The organism is Ruegeria haliotis (genome assembly GCF_013377785.1).
GTDB classification, from domain to species: domain Bacteria; phylum Pseudomonadota; class Alphaproteobacteria; order Rhodobacterales; family Rhodobacteraceae; genus Ruegeria; species Ruegeria haliotis.
Genome location: NZ_JABXWT010000005.1, coordinates 42,812 through 62,205 on the forward strand (window position 1 = coordinate 42,812; position 19,394 = coordinate 62,205).

Annotated in this window: 17 protein-coding genes and 2 pseudogenes; 14 read left to right on the forward strand and 5 right to left on the reverse strand. The window is 56.0% G+C overall.

Annotated features, from left to right (window positions below; translation table 11 throughout):
* Nucleotides 1-45 precede the first annotated feature (45 nt).
* Nucleotides 46-1,620, reverse strand: a complete 1,575-nt coding sequence (locus tag HW561_RS11725) for a lysine--tRNA ligase (protein WP_176864944.1) — start codon at nt 1,618-1,620, stop codon at nt 46-48.
* 519 nt (nt 1,621-2,139) lie between these two features.
* Nucleotides 2,140-2,289, reverse strand: a pseudogene (locus tag HW561_RS11730) (IS5/IS1182 family transposase); the annotation flags it as partial.
* On the opposite strand from HW561_RS11730, the pseudogene HW561_RS11735 reads away from it, so the two are divergent.
* The 7 genes and pseudogenes from HW561_RS11735 to HW561_RS11765 all read left to right on the forward strand — a co-directional run.
* A pseudogene (locus HW561_RS11735) lies at nt 2,283-2,595 on the forward strand (BCCT family transporter); the annotation flags it as partial. The pseudogenes HW561_RS11730 and HW561_RS11735 overlap by 7 nt on opposite strands.
* A 242-nt stretch (nt 2,596-2,837) precedes the next feature.
* Nucleotides 2,838-3,839 carry a 3-oxoacyl-ACP synthase III family protein gene (locus HW561_RS11740; protein WP_211198616.1) on the forward strand — a complete coding sequence of 334 codons (1,002 nt, stop codon included), beginning with the start codon at nt 2,838-2,840 and terminating at the stop codon, nt 3,837-3,839.
* A 5-nt stretch (nt 3,840-3,844) separates the two neighbouring features.
* A complete protein-coding gene (locus HW561_RS11745) occupies nt 3,845-4,819 on the forward strand; it encodes an NAD-dependent epimerase/dehydratase family protein (protein WP_176864948.1) in 975 nt (324 codons plus the stop codon).
* Complete coding sequence (locus HW561_RS11750; RefSeq protein ID WP_176864950.1) at nt 4,816-5,637, forward strand: MBL fold metallo-hydrolase; 822 nt, start codon at nt 4,816-4,818, stop codon at nt 5,635-5,637. Before HW561_RS11745 ends, HW561_RS11750 begins: the two co-directional genes overlap by 4 nt.
* The gene (locus HW561_RS11755; protein ID WP_176864952.1) at nt 5,630-6,895 is read left to right on the forward strand and encodes a CoF synthetase; all 1,266 of its coding nucleotides are present in this window, start codon (nt 5,630-5,632) and stop codon (nt 6,893-6,895) included. Before HW561_RS11750 ends, HW561_RS11755 begins: the two co-directional genes overlap by 8 nt.
* On the forward strand, nt 6,874-7,911 hold the full coding sequence (locus HW561_RS11760) for a sulfotransferase (RefSeq protein WP_176864954.1): 1,038 nt from the start codon (nt 6,874-6,876) through the stop codon (nt 7,909-7,911). The genes HW561_RS11755 and HW561_RS11760 overlap by 22 nt, the downstream gene beginning before the upstream one ends.
* Nucleotides 7,912-8,406: 495 nt before the next feature.
* Nucleotides 8,407-8,829 carry a tellurite resistance TerB family protein gene (locus HW561_RS11765; protein ID WP_176864956.1) on the forward strand — a complete coding sequence of 141 codons (423 nt, stop codon included), beginning with the start codon at nt 8,407-8,409 and terminating at the stop codon, nt 8,827-8,829.
* Nucleotides 8,830-8,876: 47 nt separating this feature from the next.
* On the opposite strand, the gene dacB is transcribed toward HW561_RS11765, so the two are convergent.
* The 3 genes from dacB to HW561_RS11780 all read right to left on the reverse strand — a co-directional run bounded on the left by dacB (nt 8,877) and on the right by HW561_RS11780 (nt 11,542).
* Nucleotides 8,877-10,355, reverse strand: a complete 1,479-nt coding sequence (dacB, locus tag HW561_RS11770; RefSeq protein ID WP_176864958.1) for a D-alanyl-D-alanine carboxypeptidase/D-alanyl-D-alanine endopeptidase — start codon at nt 10,353-10,355, stop codon at nt 8,877-8,879.
* 66 nt (nt 10,356-10,421) lie between these two features.
* Entirely contained in the window at nt 10,422-11,042 is a 621-nt protein-coding gene (locus HW561_RS11775) for a nicotinate-nucleotide adenylyltransferase (RefSeq protein WP_176864960.1), read from the reverse strand.
* 32 nt (nt 11,043-11,074) lie between these two features.
* A complete protein-coding gene (locus HW561_RS11780; protein ID WP_176864963.1) occupies nt 11,075-11,542 on the reverse strand; it encodes an MOSC domain-containing protein in 468 nt (155 codons plus the stop codon).
* A 103-nt stretch (nt 11,543-11,645) separates the two neighbouring features.
* Between HW561_RS11780 and HW561_RS11785 the strand changes: the two genes are divergently transcribed.
* The 7 genes from HW561_RS11785 (at nt 11,646) to HW561_RS11815 (ending at nt 19,258) form a co-directional block, all read left to right on the forward strand.
* Nucleotides 11,646-12,986: a KAP family P-loop NTPase fold protein gene (locus HW561_RS11785; protein ID WP_176864965.1), complete on the forward strand. Its 1,341-nt coding sequence runs from the start codon at nt 11,646-11,648 to the stop codon at nt 12,984-12,986.
* 67 nt (nt 12,987-13,053) lie between these two features.
* Nucleotides 13,054-14,709, forward strand: a complete 1,656-nt coding sequence (ettA, locus tag HW561_RS11790) for an energy-dependent translational throttle protein EttA (protein WP_176864967.1) — start codon at nt 13,054-13,056, stop codon at nt 14,707-14,709.
* Nucleotides 14,710-14,787: 78 nt separating this feature from the next.
* Nucleotides 14,788-16,080, forward strand: a complete 1,293-nt coding sequence (locus HW561_RS11795; protein ID WP_176864969.1) for a hypothetical protein — start codon at nt 14,788-14,790, stop codon at nt 16,078-16,080.
* 342 nt (nt 16,081-16,422) lie between these two features.
* Nucleotides 16,423-17,235 carry a class I SAM-dependent methyltransferase gene (locus HW561_RS11800; protein WP_176864971.1) on the forward strand — a complete coding sequence of 271 codons (813 nt, stop codon included), beginning with the start codon at nt 16,423-16,425 and terminating at the stop codon, nt 17,233-17,235.
* Between the two features lie 221 nt (nt 17,236-17,456).
* Nucleotides 17,457-17,972: a hypothetical protein gene (locus HW561_RS11805; RefSeq protein WP_176864973.1), complete on the forward strand. Its 516-nt coding sequence runs from the start codon at nt 17,457-17,459 to the stop codon at nt 17,970-17,972.
* A 21-nt stretch (nt 17,973-17,993) separates the two neighbouring features.
* Nucleotides 17,994-18,647: a hypothetical protein gene (locus HW561_RS11810; protein WP_176864975.1), complete on the forward strand. Its 654-nt coding sequence runs from the start codon at nt 17,994-17,996 to the stop codon at nt 18,645-18,647.
* A 404-nt stretch (nt 18,648-19,051) separates the two neighbouring features.
* The gene (locus HW561_RS11815) at nt 19,052-19,258 is read left to right on the forward strand and encodes a cold-shock protein (protein WP_176864977.1); all 207 of its coding nucleotides are present in this window, start codon (nt 19,052-19,054) and stop codon (nt 19,256-19,258) included.
* Nucleotides 19,259-19,394 lie beyond the last annotated feature (136 nt).

The window sequence follows — 19,394 nt, forward strand, 5'->3', positions numbered from 1 at the left end:
GCCACCTCCTGCATCAAGAGTAGCCCCACGCGGTATCAGGTCAAATCAGACCAACTCTCCAGCCAGCGCCTTGTCGATCAGGGCGATGGTCTCAGGTACACCGTACAGCGCGATGAAGCCACCAAAACGCGGGCCTTGCGAGGCACCCAGCAGAACTTCATACAGCGCCGTGAACCAGCCCCGCATCGGGTCGAACCGCTCACGCCCGATGGAATAGACCACCGATTGCAGCGCCTCATCCTCGATTGGTCCGTCATAGGCCTCAAGCGCGGCTTTCAACGCCTCCAGCGCCTCACGCTCTTGATCCGTGGGCGCGCGGTGCTTGCGTGTCGGTTTAACGAAATCGTTGAAATACCGCACGGCAAAGCCAGCCGCCTGATCCAGATCAGGATGCGACTCGGCGCTAGCCTCAGGCGCATAGCGACCGATAAAGCCCCACAGCGCCTCTTTGTCCTCGGCCCCGGAAACGGACGCCAGATTCAACATCATTGCAAACGGGACGATCAGCGTGGATTCCGGAACATCACCGCCATGGATATGCCAGACCGGGTTGTTCAGCTGCGCCTTCAGCTCCTGCCCGGGATACGCCCGCAGCTGCTGATGATATTCATCATACGCTTTCGGAATCACATCAAAATGCATCCGTTTGGCTGTCTTGGGCTTTTGGTACATGAAATAGGCCAGCGACTCGGTCGGGGCATAGGTCAACCATTCGTCAATCGACACACCATTGCCCGAAGATTTGGAAATCTTCTGACCGTTCTCATCCAGAAACAGCTCATACGAAAAATGCTCTGGCGCACGACCGCCCAACGCACGACAAATCGCGTCATAGATTTTTTCGTTGGTGGCATGCTCTTTGCCATACATCTCGAAATCCACGCCCAACGCCGCCCAGCGCGCGCCGAAATCAGGCTTCCACTGCAATTTCACGTTGCCGCCAGTGACCGGCAGCGTCCATTCCTTGCCGTCCTCGTCGTCGAAAGTGACGGTATAGGTCTCGGCACAGACTTTCTTCATCGGCACATACATAACCCGCCCCGTTTCCGGGTGGATCGGCAGGAAAATCGAGTAGGTCTGCTGCCGCTCTTCCCGCAAGCTTTTGAGCATGATGGCCATCACGTCATCATACCGCTCGACCGCCCGCTTCAGGATCTCGTCAAACTGACCCGAGCGATAGAACTCCCGCGCAGAATAGAACTCATATTCGAACCCGAAAGTATCAAGGAACCGACGCAGCATGGCGTTGTTGTATTCACCAAAGCTGGGGTATTCACCGAACGGATCCGGGACCGAGGTCAAAGGCCGCTGCAAATGCTCCTCCAGCGCCTTTGGGTTCGGCACATTGCTGGGCACTTTACGCATCCCATCCAGATCGTCCGAGAAACAGATCAGCTTGGTCGGAATATCCGACAGTGCCTCAAACGCGCGCTTGACCATCGTGGTGCGCGCAACCTCACCAAAGGTGCCAATATGCGGCAGACCCGAGGGGCCATAGCCTGTCTCGAACAGCACAAACCCCTTTTCCGGAGCGCCCTGCCTGTAACGTTTGAGCAACCGCCGCGCCTCTTCAAAAGGCCACGCCTTGGACGTCATCGCGGTTTCACGCAGGTCAGACATTTTCTTGAGCTCCATCAGGAAATTCGTGCCAGCCGCCCCATGCAACCGACCGACCCCTCCTATTGTGCTGGTGCAGCATGAGTCAATAATACGCAACATTTTTCGCAAAGTTGCAGGATCTGGGTGTCGCGATAGGTTGGCACGGGCGGTGCATGCCAAGGTCTGGAAGGCGGGACTTTGCCGCCATTGCCCTTCCGCGTGTTTGCTGACGCGGCATCCGCTCGCCGGTGCGGCACGCTCATCGCTGCATTGCAGCCGATGCCACCAGACCGGTCATTCAGAGCCACGACGATGCCCAATTCTCACACCGTCTATTCGCTCCAACCAGGATCGATTTTCGAGGAGCGCAACAGAGCTGCCTTTTGCACGCGCCACTATTGTTGACGCAACATCATTTCGCGGGTGCAGTACTCCCGTCGCGGCATTGCAGTCAATGGCTCCAGGCCGGTGATTCTGTGAAAAACAACGTGTTGCTGACGCAGAATGTCGGAGTGTGAATGCGACCGGAGCGCTTTCTGATCAAGCTTTTCGCGGTTGCGGCGATACGGGAATGCTCTTGGCCAGTTTGCGGAGGTATTGGGTGGTGGTGGCGAGAAAGAATTCGTCATTTGCACCGCACGGGCCACGTAGTCGGAACAGCCCCGGCCCAAGAAAGCGTTTGAGGTAGGCTGTTGTCAGGCATCACCGTCATATGCGTTATGCTGATCATGACCTTTCTGGTGACGCTGCGGACTCGGGTATTTTGGTGATGAACACCACCATGTCGGGCGGTGACCAGAATATCGGCAACAAGTACAAGATCGTCGAGGGTCTGATCCTGACGGACGTTATCGGGACCCTGATCCTGGCTGCGGGGGAGATCAACCCGATGGACGCCTTGCGCAACGCGATGACTATCGGGGCGAGCCTTTTACGATAGTCATGGGACTGATGTGCGTGGCTCTTGCCGGGGCCCAATATTGTGACGACCTATAGCAGAAACTGGTGGCTCCGGCAGAGAAAACATGTTCAAGGATGGCCGCGAAGCGGTCGCCTAGCTTCATGCCCAGGTTGAAAATCCGATCTGACGCCTAGTATTGAGCCTGCTGGATAACTCGTAAAACATAACGAAATCAACTGATAAGTGTTCCGACGACAAAAAGGTAAGGAATCCCCAACTTGCTGACAGGTTTTCGCCTACTTATCTCGGAATGCATCTTATGGGTCGGAGTAAGCACTTGAGCAAGTCCATCCAGGTTGCCATTCGCGGCACGGGCCACTTTTTGCCCGGCCATCCTGTCGCGTCCGAAGCTCTTGATACAAGAGCAGGCTTGAAACGCGGGCACCTTGAGCAAGAGACCGGCGTCAAATCCCGTCACTTTGCCGAAGGTATCAGCCAGATTGATATGGCCGTGACGGCATCCCAGCGTGCGCTGGATCAGGCCGGGTTGGGCGCTGACGACATCGATCTTGTCATTTCTGCCAACGGCGTCCCGTTCCAGACCTTGCCGTCGACCGCTCCGCTGGTGATGCGGGAACTTGGTATTGGCGACGGCAACGCCGCGGCCTTTGACGTTAACAGCACCTGCACCAGTTTCATCAGCGCGCTTGAGATTGCCAGCCGGCAGGTCGCATCGGATACCTGCCGTCACGCGTTGATCGTCTCGTCTGAAATCGCCTCGCGCGGGTTGCCATGGTCTGAACAGCCCGAGGTTGCTGCGCTGTTCGGTGACGGGGCTGCCGCTGCGATCATTGGCCCCGACGACAGGTCAGGATGCGGTATTCGGGCCAGTCTGATGCGCAGCTACCCGTCGAAATACGAGGCGTGCCAGATCGCCGCCGGAGGAACCCGGTTTGACTACCATGAAAACCCTGATGAGTTTGCCCGCCACACTCTGTTCCGGATGAATGGTGCAGATCTGTTCAAGCTCACGCTGAAGCACTTTCCCGGGTTTTTGGATGAACTGTTGGAACAGGCGGGCTGGCAAAAGGAAGATGTTGATCTGGTTGTGCCGCATCAGGCCAGCCCGCACGCGCTGACACATATGGTGCGGCAGACGGGTTTCGGCGGCGACAAGATCGTCAATCTGGTGGCGCAGGTCGGTAACCAGATCGCTGCCTCGGTGCCGACGGCGCTGGATCATGCGCGCAGGCAGGGGCAGGCGGGGCCGGGAAAGCGGCTGCTGATGTTGGGGACATCGGCGGGCGTTTCATTTTCGGGCCTTGCGATGCAAATGTGATCTCTGTGCGGGTGCTTGTTACAGGGGCCACCGGTTTTCTCGGCGGCAGGCTTTGCGGTTTCTTGCGCGACCAGGGGCTGGATGTCGTTGCAACCGGACGTTCGGCACCGCGCTGTGCCGATCTGCGGGATCAGGGGTTTGAGGTGCATCGCGCTGATCTGACCTGCCCGCTGGACCCTGTGCAGTTTGGCGCTTTGGATGCCATCGCCCATACGGCCGCGCTGTCCGCTCCATCCGGTACGCTCCCGGCGTTCCAGTCTGCAAATGTCGACGCCACGCGCCATGTTGTGGCGCTGGCCCAACAGGCGCAGGTTCGGCGCTTTGTGAACATTTCTTCGCCATCGGTCTACTTTGCGCTGCGTGACCAGTTGTATATCAGGGAAACCTGCCCTCTGCCTGCGCCGTTCAACAATTATGCGCGCACCAAGGCAGAGGCTGAACAGTTCGTGCTGGCCGCCCCTTCGATTGGCCCGATCAGCCTGCGCCCGCGCGGGATTTATGGCCCCGGTGATACTGCACTGCTGCCACGGCTGCTCAAAGCGGCGCAATCCCATCCTCTGCCCTTGTTTCGCAATGGGCGCGCCAGCATCGATCTGACGCATATCTCCGATGTGTGCCGCGCCGTGCTTGCCGCGCTGACTGCGGGCGTAGAGGCAGAAGGAGAGATTTTTAACATCTCCGGGGGTGAGGCCTTGCCGACGAAAAAGATCATTGAAATGGCATGTCAGCGCGCGGATGTTCGGCCGAGGTGGCGGCCTATGCCGCTTCGACCCACCCTCGCTGCGGCCAGGATGGTGGAGCAGGTGTATAACCTCTGGCCGGGCGCGTGTGAGCCCAAAGTCACGGCCTACGCGCTTGCCCTGCTGGCCTTTGAACAAAGCCTCAATATAGATAAGGCCTCCAGCATTTTGAACTGGCATCCAAATATCCGGTTTAATGAAGGGATCGAGAGCGTATTCTGGGCAGGGAGTGTATCGTGAAGCTGCACTTTGCCAATAGCGCTTTTATCAAAGCGCCGGAACGCTTGGTCGACCCCGACGGCAGCTGGTTTCAGACCCGCCAACTGCGCGTGCGCTATGGCATCCTTGAACATCCGGAGTTTGGCCCGGTCCTGATCGACACCGGGTACAGCAGCCATCTCTTCACCGGTGCCCGCAGCTTTGGCCTGCGCGCTTATGCTGCCGTGTTCAACCCCGTGCTTGAGCAGGAGGGAGAGATCGCGGCGGTTCTGCAGCGGCTTGGCTATTCGGTTGAAGATGTGCGCAAGTTCGTCGTCACGCATTTTCACGCCGATCACGTATCGGCTCTGCGCAGCATCCCAAAGGCTCAGATCATCACGTATCGCAAAACACTCACGACCATTCTGGGCCAGAGCGGGTTCGCCAACATGCGTCACGGAATTTTCCCGGAGCTTTTGCCCGATGATGTGCTGCGCCGGGTCACGGACATCGCGGAGTGTCGCGTCTCAGATGCGCCGCTGACTCTGGGTGCGGGCCGCGATCTGCTTGGCGACGGAACGGTGATTGCAGTTGATCTTCCCGGCCATGCAGCAGGGCATTTCGGGCTTTGCTTCCCATGGCTGGATCCCGTTCTGCTTTACGCCTGTGATGTGCAGTGGATGCAGGCCGCATTGGACAAACCGCTCCCTTTGTTGGGACGGATGGCTGCGCACGATACGGCTGCTACGGAGCGCTCCAGCCGGAAGGTGGCTGAATTTCGGAATGCGGGCGGCCGGGTGGTGCTGTGCCACGATCCGGCCCTGACCTCGTTCGATCTTGAGCAGCCCGCTGATGTCTGATCTGTGGCATATCGCACGCGCTTTTGCATCGACGCGTTATCGCACGCGCCAAAGCCTCTCTCGCGCCGACTTCCTTAACTGGCAAGACCGCGCGCTTCGGCGCTGGCTGCAGCGGGATGTGCCAAAAACACGTTATTACTCCTCTGCCGCGTCAAGGCTCGATACCCTGCCGATTGTCGACAAGGCACAGATGATGGCTGATTTTGGAGCGTTCAATCTGGTTGGCATTTCCGCCCCGGTCGGATGGCAACATTTCGAAACCTCCGGCACGATCGGAGATATCAGCGTTGGCGCCAGCACCGGCACGAGCGGCAACCGCGCGCTTTATGTGATCACCCCACAGGAACGGTTGCGCTGGCTGGGGACCATTCTGGCCAAGGCACTCCCCCGGTTTCCGTTCCAGGCCGAGCGTGTGGCCGTGATCCTGCCGCAATCCTCATCGCTTTATGACACGGCAGCGCGGGCCAATCGGCTGGAACTGGCTTTCTTCGATCTGAAAGAGGGGATGGAGCGATGGTCCAATCGGCTTGCGGCGTTTGATCCGACATGTCTGGTTGGCCCTCCGCGCATTCTGCGGGCTTTGGCGGAAGAGGATATCGGGCTAACCCCCCGGATCGTCTATTCCAGCGCCGAGACGCTTGATCCTGTGGATCGTCAGGTGATCGAGGCGGGGTTTGCCTTGAAGCTCGGACAGATTTACATGGCCACCGAGGGCCTCTTCGGGGTCAGCTGTCCGCATGGCAACATCCATCTGGCCGAAGATACCACGAAGTTTGAATTTGAACCTGCCGGAGATGGCCTTGTGAACCCCATCGTGTCGTGTTTTCAGCGTCAATATCAGATCATGGCGCGCTATCGGATGAATGATCTGTTGCGCCTCATGCCCGAGCCTTGCCGCTGCGGGTCGCCGCTACAGGCGGTCAGGGAGATTGTTGGCCGAATGGATGACGTGTTTGTTTTCGATGCGGATACGAAACCCATCTATTTCACACCGGATGTCCTGCGCAACGCGGTGCTGGATGCGGATCGGAGCATTGATGACTTCCGCATTCTGCGCGTGGCCGAGCGCCGGATCGAGCTGGTTTTGCCTGAGCGATCCAAACCTGAGCAGCTGCAAACATCCAAAGCAGCCCTGGAACGTCTGATCCAAGCACGGTGTAAGGGCATTACGGTTTCAGCCCGCACTGCCCAGCTGTACCCCGACAATCATCGAAAGCTGCGACGGGTGGAAAACCAGTGGCAGGCAGATCCCCGATGAAAGGGGCGTTTCTGGTCAACGCCTCGCGCAGCGGTTCGACGATGATGTCGACCATCCTGCGTCAGCACCCGGATGTGCTCAGCCTGTCCGAGCTGATGACAACGCAAGGCACACGGGCCTTGCTTCCCGGTCAGATCAGCGGGCAGGCGTTCTGGCGGCAACTTTCCAAGCCGACAGCCTTGATGCGCCATCTGGCAAATCCGGCAAGCGCCCCGGATGAGTTCCTGTATCACACGGTCCAGAACCGGCGGTTTGATCCGTTTAACTGCCCGCCGATCCTTGCGGTGGCTCTACCACATCTCTTCCCGACGCCCGACACTGAGTTTGACGAGTTGGCCCATCAGGTGCGCCGGTTCTCGCGTCAGACACGCGTAGATCACCTGCGTGCCATGATCGACCTCCTTGGTGCAAAAACGGGCCAGCAGTTCTGGGTCGAACGATCCGGCGGCACCCTGATGGCCACGTCCGCGCTCGCCAAAGCGTTTCCGAAAGCAAAATTCGCGGTCCTCCTTCGCGACGGACGCGATGTTACGTTGTCTATGCTACACTACAAACCGGCGCGCTTTGTGATCTGGTTCTGGAAACTGGCCTCGCGGTTCGGCGTTGATGTGTTCAAGCCGGGTGCGCAAATCGGCAGTGCCCGGTGGATTGCATTGACCGAAAAGCTGTCGGGGCGGGTACTGCCGGTTGACCGGATTCTGAACACCAGACCCTCTATCGAAGATGCCGCATGCTGCTGGTCTGCGCTGACTAGAAGCGGGCTGGCACAATTTTCAGAACTGCCAACCTCTCGCAGGTTGGTTCTGCGCTACGAGTCGGTGGTCGCCGATCCCAAAGCTGAATTGATCCGCTTGGCCCGTTTTCTGGAGTTGCCAGACAACAAGGGATGGCTTGAATATGGTGCAAACGTCCCCCGCATCGTCTCCCCACGCTACAAGGCGTTGCCCGCGCAGGAACGGCGGAAACTCGAAGAACTGACGGTGGCTGCCAGAGCCGTGTCTGACCAACTCGCTTGATATGATGCTGTAGGTGGGACGACGGCATCGTCCAATAATTGACCTCGCACCAATAGCTGCTTAGCGCGGTTCTATGATCAGCCTTGCTGCCACGTCCCATCTGAAGGGCAACCGCTTCCCTCGCTCTGTTACTTCCTACGCGCCCTGGGCCTATTACCGGTTTGCGATGAGCCTGCGCGACGTCGAAGAGACGCAGCGATAGTGCGGTTTTTTCCGCCATCTGTAAATTTGGCGAAGTGATCTTGCCGCGTGGTGGACGAATGGCGGGTTTTTCCTCCGCATGGCAGCGCCCCAACAAATGCAGCCGCAGCAACTTTTCTGCTGCGAGCACGCGCAGTACAAAGTCACAATGACCGAGTCGGGCTCAGAGCAGACTCCCCACAACGACACCCGCCTTTTGCAACCTGTTCTGGCCCGCACACAAACAAGTTGTTGAACCTAATCTCCCCCCCTCCTATCTTGCGCCCTTGAAGAACTCCAAGCAGGACACCTCTTATGACCGATCAAGTTCCCCACCCCATGTCCCCACAGGATTGCCTTGTGGCGATCATGGTTGCGGTCTCGGCGTCGGACGAAACCATCCGCACCGCCGAACTGGTCAAAATCGAAACAGCGGTGAACATGCTGCCTGTCTTTGCCGATTACGATATCGACCGCACCCGTCGTGTATCGCAGATCGTGTTCGATCTGTTCGAACAAGAAGACGGTCTGGACGCCCTTTTCGGCCTGATCCGCGACAACCTGCCCGAGCGGTTGAATGAAACCGCCTATGCGCTGGCCTGCGACGTTGCCGCCGCGGACGGGGCACTTGCGGAATCCGAACTGCGCCTGCTGGAGGAAATTCGCTACGAACTGAATGTCGACCGTTTGCATGCCGCAGCCATCGAACGCGGCGCACGCGCGCGTCACGTGATCTGATCCGGCCCAAACCACAGCTCATTCCACCTGATCGAAAAAGGACGGTCTCAACTGCCGTAGAGGGTGCCCCACCGCTCGATAAGCGCCCGTTGCAGTTTGCGTGACCTTCTGTTCCAACTGCGCGCGCCGTCCGGGCGCTCGCGGTGTGCACGCGGAATTTTGGCCCGATGATCAACATCGGCCGTGAAAATTGCAAAAGCCAGTTCGGATCCATCCGCCGTCGTCAGGAACCCACCCAAACCAGACACGAAATTGAGCGTTCCAGTCTTGGCATTCACCTTGATCGGATGATCCTTGACCGGTCGACCCTGGCTGTCGGTCAGGGCAAACGGTTTGAGCATCGGCCGCAACGCCCCCACCTTTCGCGCAGCCACCAGAACGGTCACCAGATCACCGGGCGCCATGCGCGAAGCATCACCAAGACCCGAATGATCCACCATGGCGATCCGGTTGACGCCAAATGTCTCAGCTGCCCAGCGGTTCATCTCGGACGCGGACTCGGCCAGGTTTTCCGGCGTTACCCCGCGCGCCTTGGTCGCGGTCAGTCCAACCATTTCAGCGGTCAGATTGGTCGAATATTTCAGCATTCCTCGCAAAATACGCGCCAGCGGCTCACTGCGATGCACCACCAGATCCGTCCCCTGCGGCGCTTGCCGCGTCATCTGCACCCGTCCCAGCACGATCCCGTTCGATCGGGCCAACGTTCGAAACACATCGCCCGCGTAAAGCGCTGGCTTACGCACCGGCAACCACCGTGCCCCGCCATTGCCCAACGCACCTTTGGCCACGGTCCAGCGATCCTGCCGTGCGCTGGGTTGATAGGTATAGATCGGTAAACTGCGGCTCTCAACGCGCATCGCTGCCACGTCCACCGCAGGCGTGTACCGGGCGCTGCGCGCATCCATGGTCACATCGTACCCGGTGCCCTCGCGCTTCCATTCGAAATGCACCCGATTGAAATTCAGGGATATCCCGCTGATCGCCGGGCTATAGCCGACATGGTCCGGTTGCCCCGGATCAATGCTGAACACATAGGGCAGTGCACCGTCGTAAACCTTGAACGCCCCGCGCACCTCGGTGATTCCGGCCTCACGCAGATTGGCCGCCATCATGGCCAGCGCATCCGTATCCAGCAGCGGATCACCACAACCCACCAGGATCAAATCGCCCTTCAGGACACCATTCTCAACAGGCCCATCCGCCACCAGCTTGGTTTCAAACCGATAATCCGGCCCCAATACGTCCAGCGCATAAAGCGCGGTCAGCGCCTTGGCGACGCTGGCAGGCGGCAAACCCGCATCTCCGCCCAAAGATTCCAGCGGCACCCCCGTCTCGACATCAGCAACGGCAAAGACCACCTCACCCTTCAGGCCTGCGGCCCGAACAAGGCGCTCGACCCCACTCAGCTGCGGCCCCCGCGCTTGCGGTCTCAGCGACACCAAGGGCGGCCCGGCAAGCCCCGCAGCCGGGATCAGAGACGCCCCCAATCCCCCCAGAAACAAACGACGTGAAATACGATCAACCATGGGTCAATTAAAATCCCAGAGATCAAAAACAGACAACCACTGAATTCGATTATGCCTCCATCGGGGCTATTCGGGCAACACCCCGTTATCCCACCCCCCTCGCGTGCGGATCTCGGTCGAGCTGACATCAACCATCGGCACGTTCACAAAACACCACGCCGGAGCCGCCGCCCGCCCCAACAAATGTCGCGCCTGCCCATCGATGCGGTATTTGGCATAAACCCGCGCCGCCGGTGACATCCGGGCCGAGATCCGATCTCTCGGACGCGCCACCACGCCCACAGGCACGCTATCCATGATCAACCGCCAGTCTTTCCAACGATGAAACTGCGCCAGATTATCCGCACCCATCAACCAGACAAATCTGACGTCTGGATATAACCGCTTCAATTCTGCCAGAGTGTCCGCCGTCGCCCGCGTCCCCATCAGTGTCTCAAGATCCGTGACCTCGACACGCGGGTGGCTCATCATGGCCTGCGCCGCCTCCATCCGCTGCGACAACGGCGCGGGCCCGCGTTCTTTCAACGGATTACCCGGCGACACCAGCCACCACACCCGATCCAGCCCAAACGCCTTCATCGCCTCACGCGTTACATGCACATGCCCCTGATGCGGTGGATCAAAAGACCCCCCGAACAACCCGACAACCTGCCCCGGTCGTGCATATGGAATAGCGCTTCGTAGCATCTCTTGCTGTTGTTCAGAACTGAGCGGCCTTGTCAATCAACAGGTTGCACAGCATCGCCCAACCTCACCCGCCCGGGCCGCACCACTTCGGCACACCAACCGCCATGCCCGCGCACGGCGGAATAGCCACCCTTGCCCAGCGCTTCTTCCATCCGACTGCATGGCGCGCAGATCACGGTAAAGCGCAGGATAGCCTCACCCACCTGCACCTCACGCCCCTTGAGCGCCGCCAGATTGATCCCCGAGATTACCAGATTGCGCCGCAGGATATCAGGCGAGACCGGCCCTCGCCCGAGATACGACCCAATCGCCGCCAAATGCTCCTGCTGAATCAAAGTGACAGCGCGTTTGCCCGCCCGGCCTCGGTCGCCTTCAAGACCGTTTGCTGAGATCATGGCCTCATCCACAGCGACCATCTCCACCCGCCGATCAGGCCGCAGACCAATCCAGTCAACCCGCCCCGGCTGTGCCCAGCCAGCAATGAGATCTTTCAAGGACATAAGAGGCTCCGAGTTTTTCACACCTCCCCTCATCTAGCAGTCTGGCCTCTGTTGAGGCAGCCGCTAATAGTAGCGCTGATTGATTTGTGAATTGGAGCCAGACATGCGCCTGACCATCCCTGAACCTAAGATCGAACTCTACAAGGACGGCTTTGCCGAACACGATAAACTCTCTCGCAAGCCCACTAGTGACAAACTGTCAGAATTAGTCGAACGCTTCGACGATCCACTTGTGATCGCACTGGATGGAGCGTGGGGATCCGGCAAATCGTTTTTCCTGAAGTGCTGGGTTGGCGAGCATCTGAAGCGCGAAGGGAACAGCACTCAAACCGTCTATTTCGATGCATTCAAGCATGATTATTTGGACGATCCTCTGATTGCTTTGACTGGTGCAATTTCTGAACGGTTCGAAGAGGCGGATGACAAGAAATCACAAGAGGCTTGGAAAAAAGCCAAACAAGTCGCCCCCGCGCTTGGCCGCGCGCTGCTACGAACCGGCGTTTCAGTTGCTACGGCGGGCCTCGTAACCAAAGCAGATGATTTGGCGGACGCCGCCATCAATACTGTTTCTGGCGAATTGGACGAAGCCGTAGCCGAATTTTGGAAAAGAGAGAACGGCAAACGCGCGGCTATGGATGGTTTCCGACAAGCGTTGATCGATCTGACAGAGCCAGAACGAAGTGGCCTACCGCCGAGAAAACTTGTGATTGTTGTTGACGAGTTGGATCGTTGCCGTCCTGATTATGCCCTTTCGTTGCTCGAAATCGTTAAACACTTCTTCACCGTAAACTGCGTGCACTTTGTGCTGGGCGTGAATTTGACTGAACTGCAAAACAGTGTCCGCGCGCGGTATGGGACTGGGATAGATGCAGCCAAGTACCTACAGAAGTTCATATCCGCGTCAGTATCAGTGACGGGTACAAGATTCAGAAACGTAAACTCCGCCAGCTATATCAAACATTTCGCGAACATTTCGGTCGCAACAGGCTTTTCCAACAGTTGGAAATATGATTGGCTCGTCAATTACCTGAAACTAATAGATCACCACGTGGGCTTCAGTCTACGCGATGCTGAGCGCCTAATCACACTCGCACAACTATCGCCAGATCCGCGTTCAACCGATCAAGGTGACTTCCAACTCTACATTGGATTACTGGTTCTCAAAGTGATTGCTCCAGACAAATTTCAGAAAGCAAGATTTGGAAACCTAACTTTTGAGGATATGAATAGCATCTTTCGGATTAAGGACCGCCCCTCGGCACAGGACGACTCATATGACGCACATGTTGCTTGGGCACTCGCTACGACACAGCGGCCGACAACCTCACCGGCATACTTGGACGATGGTCTTGCAAGCCTGTTCCGGGATCGGCAACCCAAAGAGGTCCTTAGAAACATAATCGCCGACTCTTTAGACACCTTTATCCTCCCAAAGGGTTCATGATTGCCCCCACCCAACGCATCCGCTATCACACCGCGCAACCCAATTTCCCCGACCCAGAGGACGCGACATGGCCGCCTATCAATATGTCTACCACATGCAGGGTGTCTCCAAGACCTATCCCGGTGGCAAGAAGTGCTTTGAAAACATCCACCTGAGCTTTCTGCCCGGCGTGAAAATCGGTGTCGTCGGCGTCAACGGTGCCGGTAAATCGACCCTGATGAAGATCATGGCCGGCCTCGACAAGGACTTCACGGGTGAGGCATGGGCGGCCGAAGGCGCCAAGGTCGGCTATCTGCCGCAGGAGCCGAAACTGGACGAAACCCTCAGCGTCCGCGAAAACGTCATGCTGGGCGTAGCCGGGAAAAAGGCGATCCTTGATCGCTATAACGAACTGGCGATGAACTACAGCGACGAAACCGCCGATGAGATGGCCAAGCTGCAGGACGAGATCGACAGCCAGAACCTCTGGGACCTCGACAGCCAGATCGACGTCTCGATGGAGGCCCTGCGCTGCCCCGCCGACGACGCCAACATCGCCAACCTCTCGGGTGGTGAAAAACGCCGCGTCGCGCTGTGCAAACTGCTGCTCGAAGCCCCCGACATGCTGCTGCTGGACGAACCGACCAACCACCTCGACGCCGAAACCATCGCCTGGCTGCAACAGCACCTGATCGATTACAAAGGCACCATCCTGATCGTCACCCACGACCGTTATTTTCTGGACAGCATCACCGGCTGGATTCTCGAACTCGACCGTGGTCGTGGCCTCCCCTACGAAGGCAACTATTCCGCCTGGCTGGAACAAAAGGCCAAACGGCTGGAGCAGGAAGCCCGCGAGGACAAATCCAAGCAGAAAACCCTGCAGCGCGAACTGGACTGGATGCGTCAGGGGGCCAAGGCCCGTCAGGCCAAATCCAAAGCCCGGATCAACGCCTATAACGAGCTGGCGGATCAGTCCGAGCGCGAGAAACTCACCCGTGCCCAGATCGTCATCCCCAACGGCCAGCGCCTTGGCGGCAAAGTGATCGAAGTCGAAGGCCTGGCCAAACACATGGGCGACAAGCAGTTGATCGAAAGCCTCGATTTCACCCTGCCCCCCGGCGGCATCGTCGGTGTCATCGGCCCCAACGGCGCCGGTAAATCGACCCTGTTCAAAATGCTCACCGGTCAGGAACAGCCCGACGCAGGCACCATCTCGCTGGGCGACACCGTGGAACTGTCCTATGTCGACCAGTCCCGCGACGACCTCAAGGACAACGACACCGTGTGGGAGGCGATCACCGGCGGTGCCGAGATCATCCAGCTGGGCGACGCACAGGTCAATTCCCGCGCCTATTGCTCGTCCTTCAACTTCAAGGGCGGTGACCAGCAGAAAAAGGTCTCGCTGCTGTCGGGGGGTGAGCGCAACCGCGTCCACATGGCCCGCCTGCTGAAAGAGGGCGGCAACGTCCTGCTGCTGGATGAACCCACCAACGACCTCGACGTCGAAACCCTGCGCGCGCTGGAAGACGCCCTGGTCGATTTCGCCGGCTGCGCCGTCGTCATCTCACACGACCGCTTCTTCCTCGACCGGATTTGCACGCATATTCTGGCCTTTGAGGGCGATGCTCATGTGGAGTGGTTCGAGGGCAACTTCGAGGACTACGAAGAGGACAAAAAACGCCGTCTGGGACCGGACGCGCTCGAGCCCAAGCGATTGAAGCATAAGAAATTTGCGCGGTAGGTTTGACTTTAGAAACTGGAACCTGTTGCTGTAACCTCCTGACAACCCTAGATTGTTAGGTAAAAGGGCAGTGACAGGTTGAAGTTCAAGAATATTCAAATCAATCAGTTAATCGTTAATCCAAATAACGACAGGCATGGACCTCAAGGCGACGAACAAGCAGCCATCGATTGGCTGTTTGAAACCCTTGGTCCCAAAATGATCCGCCTCGCGGAAGACATTGCGTTCCAGGGGGAGGTCTTCGATCCGCCTTTGGTCAAGGAAATCGATGGTAGTTTTGTTGTTTTTGACGGCAATCGCCGAGTAGCTTGCGTCAAGGCGCTCTCGGGCATCTGTTCTGTACCTTCATCTTATGCCAGCAAGATCTCAAGCATCGCGGCCAGCAATGCTTGGCCCAAACCAGAGCGTCTTCCCTGTCAAATTGAAACCGATCAACGCGTAATTGAAGACATAGTTAGCCGCAGACACAATGGGACTGACGGTGGGCGAGGACAGCTCAGGTGGGACACACGTGCAAAAGCACATCACGCAAATCGCATTGGTGCTACCAACCAATATCCAATTGCTGAAGCCGTGGAGGATTTTCTTCACGCTAGTGGATTCCCGAGAGCGCGGCAAATAGGTCGATCAACACTTTTTAGGCTAGTAAACGCGAAGAAGAGACAGGAGCGTTTGGGGATATACCTAAACGAAAACGGTGTTCTTGGACTCACGAGGCCTAAGCAAGATGTCTTGGAGGCCTTATCCAGAATAGCTGATGACATTGTCGAAAAGAGACTGACCCTAAAGAACGTTCTCAACTCCGAAGGCGTCAACCAATATATGAGCTCACTTGGCGAAGATGGGCTCTTGAAGGGTGAAAATGAGCCTAAAAAAGACAATGGAACAACTAGCCCGAAGACCAATGGAACCCAAGGAAAAACGGCTACAAAACCCCGAAAACGCGATTTTTTAATCCCAAAAGCTGAATTCGAAATTCTTTGGCAACCGGGTCAACACAAAATTGAGTTGGTCTGGCAAGAATTGCAATTCAATTTAAGGTTCTCAAGGAATCCAATCGCGATAGCGATTGTTTTTCGATCATTGATCGAACTTGCTACCGACTGGGCCATCTCCAAAGCCAAAGTAAATACGAATAACAAACTGGCAGCCAGAGTTAGGAGTGTTGCGCAACACCTCGTAGATGCTGGTGAGATGGAAGCAAAGGCTTTTCGCGACCTAGAGAGACACCTCGGTGACTCGAAGTCACCAAGAGAGCTTGAAGCGTTGAACCGTGCCATTCACAGTAAAACCTTCATGCCGTCCAACGAAGACCTGATGGCACTTTGGGCCGCGTTTGAAGACTACATTGTAAAAGCGCTCAAGATATAGCAAGCGTAGGATGGGTGCTTGCACCCACCACCCGCCCGCCCGCATTCATCAACACCACCGTCCCAAATGATGGGGTAAAACCCCATCCTACGGCTCAACTCGGTCCGCACGAATATCGCGATGGATCGACGAATACGGCCAGTCGGTCGGGTGCCCCATCAACTCGAACCTAACCGGAATGCTCGCAAGCAAGCTCGGCGCGGGCTTTACAAGCGATTCAGCTTTTGGTTGATGGTCCCTCAATGGCGACTTATACCGCCATGGCTAGGCGTGTTGAAGAACGTCCTAACATCCGTCACCAGTTGGTTAGGAACGCGTAAGATGGCAGGAAGCAGAAAAGACATGTCCAGACTCAAAAAGTGGTCAAAAATGCTGTCACGCTTACGGCCCTTCAAACGGCTTCAGCATGTCGAAGACCTCATTCTGAGCACACAGGCCGAACTTGAACGTGCCGGGCACATGAATGCAGAGATCCTGGATGTGGTGCGGCACGTGAACGGCAAGACACTCAACGTTCACATGGACAGTCTGGATCTGAGAGAGGTTTCGAGACTAAGGGCTGGCCTTTCGTCGTCGCGGTTCTTTGATCGCCACATGCAAGACGCCAAGCAGTTTTTCGTGCTTGAGGATTTTCTGAAATATTGCGTCGATCAGACAACCCACAGAGATGCCTTTCTTGAGTTTGGCGTATTTTCAGGACGGTCTGTCAACATCATTGCAGACCGAGCAAAGGACGCGAAAGTTGCGGGCTTTGACAGTTTTGAGGGCCTCCCGGAAACTTGGAGAAGCGGATTTGAACAAGGCGTGTTCGCGGTTGCCGAGCTGCCAGAGGTACGCTCAAACGTGACCCTTGTGAAAGGTTGGTTTGACGAAACGCTGCCATCCTTTGTCAAAACACTGACAGCGCCGGTTGGTTTCGTTCATGTGGACTGTGATCTCTACAGTTCGACAAAGACAATCTTCGACATCTTGGGTCCGTATTTTGCCGACGAAGTCATTGTCGTGTTCGATGAGTATTTCAACTATCCAGGCTGGGAAGACCACGAACACAAGGCGTTCAAAGAGTTCTTGTCCCAATCCGACTTTGAGCACGAATTCATTGCCTGCATCCCGGTCCATCAACAAGCGGCGGCACGACTTCGCAGAAGACAATAGTGCAACGGAAAGCGGGCGCAGAATCACTCATTTTGTTCAAAGCTTCTTATTTTAGGACCCGTTCACCGGCGCTGCTCGCGCAGGGCCCACCACCTCGACCCTGCTTCTGCCTGCAATGCCTTCCGACGCACAATCTGACCTCTATCTTTTTGAACTAGCGCAGGAGGGGTGTTTACATCCATCCTCGCCACCCGGACCTACCCGCAGCAGTAGCGCAATTCTTGGCCGACAGTGTGCCATGCGTCTATGCTGGTAGACAGAACGGTGACGCTAAGATAATAATTCAATGTTTTTTTGAATGGTATAGGTGGATTTATCAGCAAGGTGTGAATTTGATTAGGTTAGTAGTTTGGAACTTGTTTCTTTCAATTACGCTGTTCTTTCTTGCGGACCTTGCTTACACAAAAAAATTTTCGACGTCTGATCCCGCACTTGCCGAGAAAAAGTATAGAATTCAACATGACTATTTTGACCACTCTCTCCTGAGTGGGTTTTCTGGCTACGGCCATTGGGGAGATGAGGTTTATAAGGTCTGCACAAACGATCTCGGCTTCAAAGATGACTGCGCGTCCCCGCAGAATAATATGCAACACTTTGACCTTGCCTTCATCGGCGACAGCTTCACTGAGGGGATTGGCATGCCGTATGAAGATTCCTTTGTTGGCATGTTCGCAAAAGAGCACCCAAACCTAACCGTTGCAAATTTGGGGGTGGCCTCATATTCGCCCAGCGTATAACTGAAGAAGATCGAATGGCATTTGAATCAAGGTATCACGTTCGATCATTTAATTGTTTTTGTGGATATTTCGGACATCCAGGATGAGGCCATCCATTACAGCGAAAGAGATGACGGATCCCTTGCATTTAGTTCGGTCACTCCGGAAAATCAGTCCCCATCTCACTTGTTGAAGCAGTTTCTCAAAACAAATCTGGCATTATCCTACAGTGGCTATTCTTCCCTGAGAACATTCATTCGCGGGGGAAGTGTTCAAAAAGATGTATACAATATTCACCGCTTAGAATGGACATACAATGACCAAAGCTCTCATTTCGGCGAGATGGGTGTTGATGGTGGCATTCTAAAATCCTTGCAGTATATGACCGATTTATATGAGCTGCTCAAAGAACGAGGAATTAAACTAAGCGTTGGTGTGTATCCCTGGCCCGCACAATTGAAAGAAATGGAAAGTAACTCAGCCAATAACAGGCAAAGCAATATCTGGCAGGAGTTTTGCACCGGCAAGTGTGAAATGTTCATAGACTTATTTCCGGATTTCTCCAGCATGATCACAACTGCAAGTACCGAGGATGTGTATCGCGACTACTATCTCCAAGGAGATGTACACTTCAATGCCAGCGGTAACGCCATTATGTTTACCAGTTTGAATAGCCACTACAATTCAATGGACTGAGCATCAGAAAATTCGACGTTTTCCATCTCTCTTCCCTTGAGGGGGGTGACTCAGGCGATTGTTCCTTCAGTCTCTTTGCCACAGGGTGGGTCAACAGATCCTGCAACCTGGTCAACGGCGCTGAATTCAATAATTTCACCCTATCATAAAATGCCCAAATGATAGTAAAAACCGCATCAAAACCATCGGCGGAAAACCGTACAAAACGTACAAATGGCCCTCAAACCCTTGTACGAAACGTACAAAATATCTTGTCACACGCATTTCCGGGTGCCATATCCAAAGGGCTTACGTTTTTCTATTCGACCTACTGTCTCCGGATTTCGGCGTTCAGTCTATCGATACAGACAACGACGCCAGGCTGCCGCAACCCCGTGGGCAGCACAAATCAGGAGATATCGGATATGCCTGCAGGCACCGTAAAATGGTTTAACACCACCAAAGGCTTCGGCTTTATCGCACCAGAAGATGGCGGCAAAGACGTGTTCGTACACATCTCGGCTGTCGAGCGTTCGGGCCTGACCGGTCTGGCCGACAACCAGAAAGTCACGTACGAGCTGCGCGCTGGTCGTGACGGCCGCGAAAGCGCCGACGACATTCAGCTGGCCTAACCGATTGAAAGGGTGGGGAAAATCCCCGCCCTTTTTGTATCTTGCGAACATCAGGTGTGGCGCTCCAATACATCACATTCCCTTTACTTCACCGCACCGATTGACCAGATCGGCTAACCTTTCGAAACTATATGAA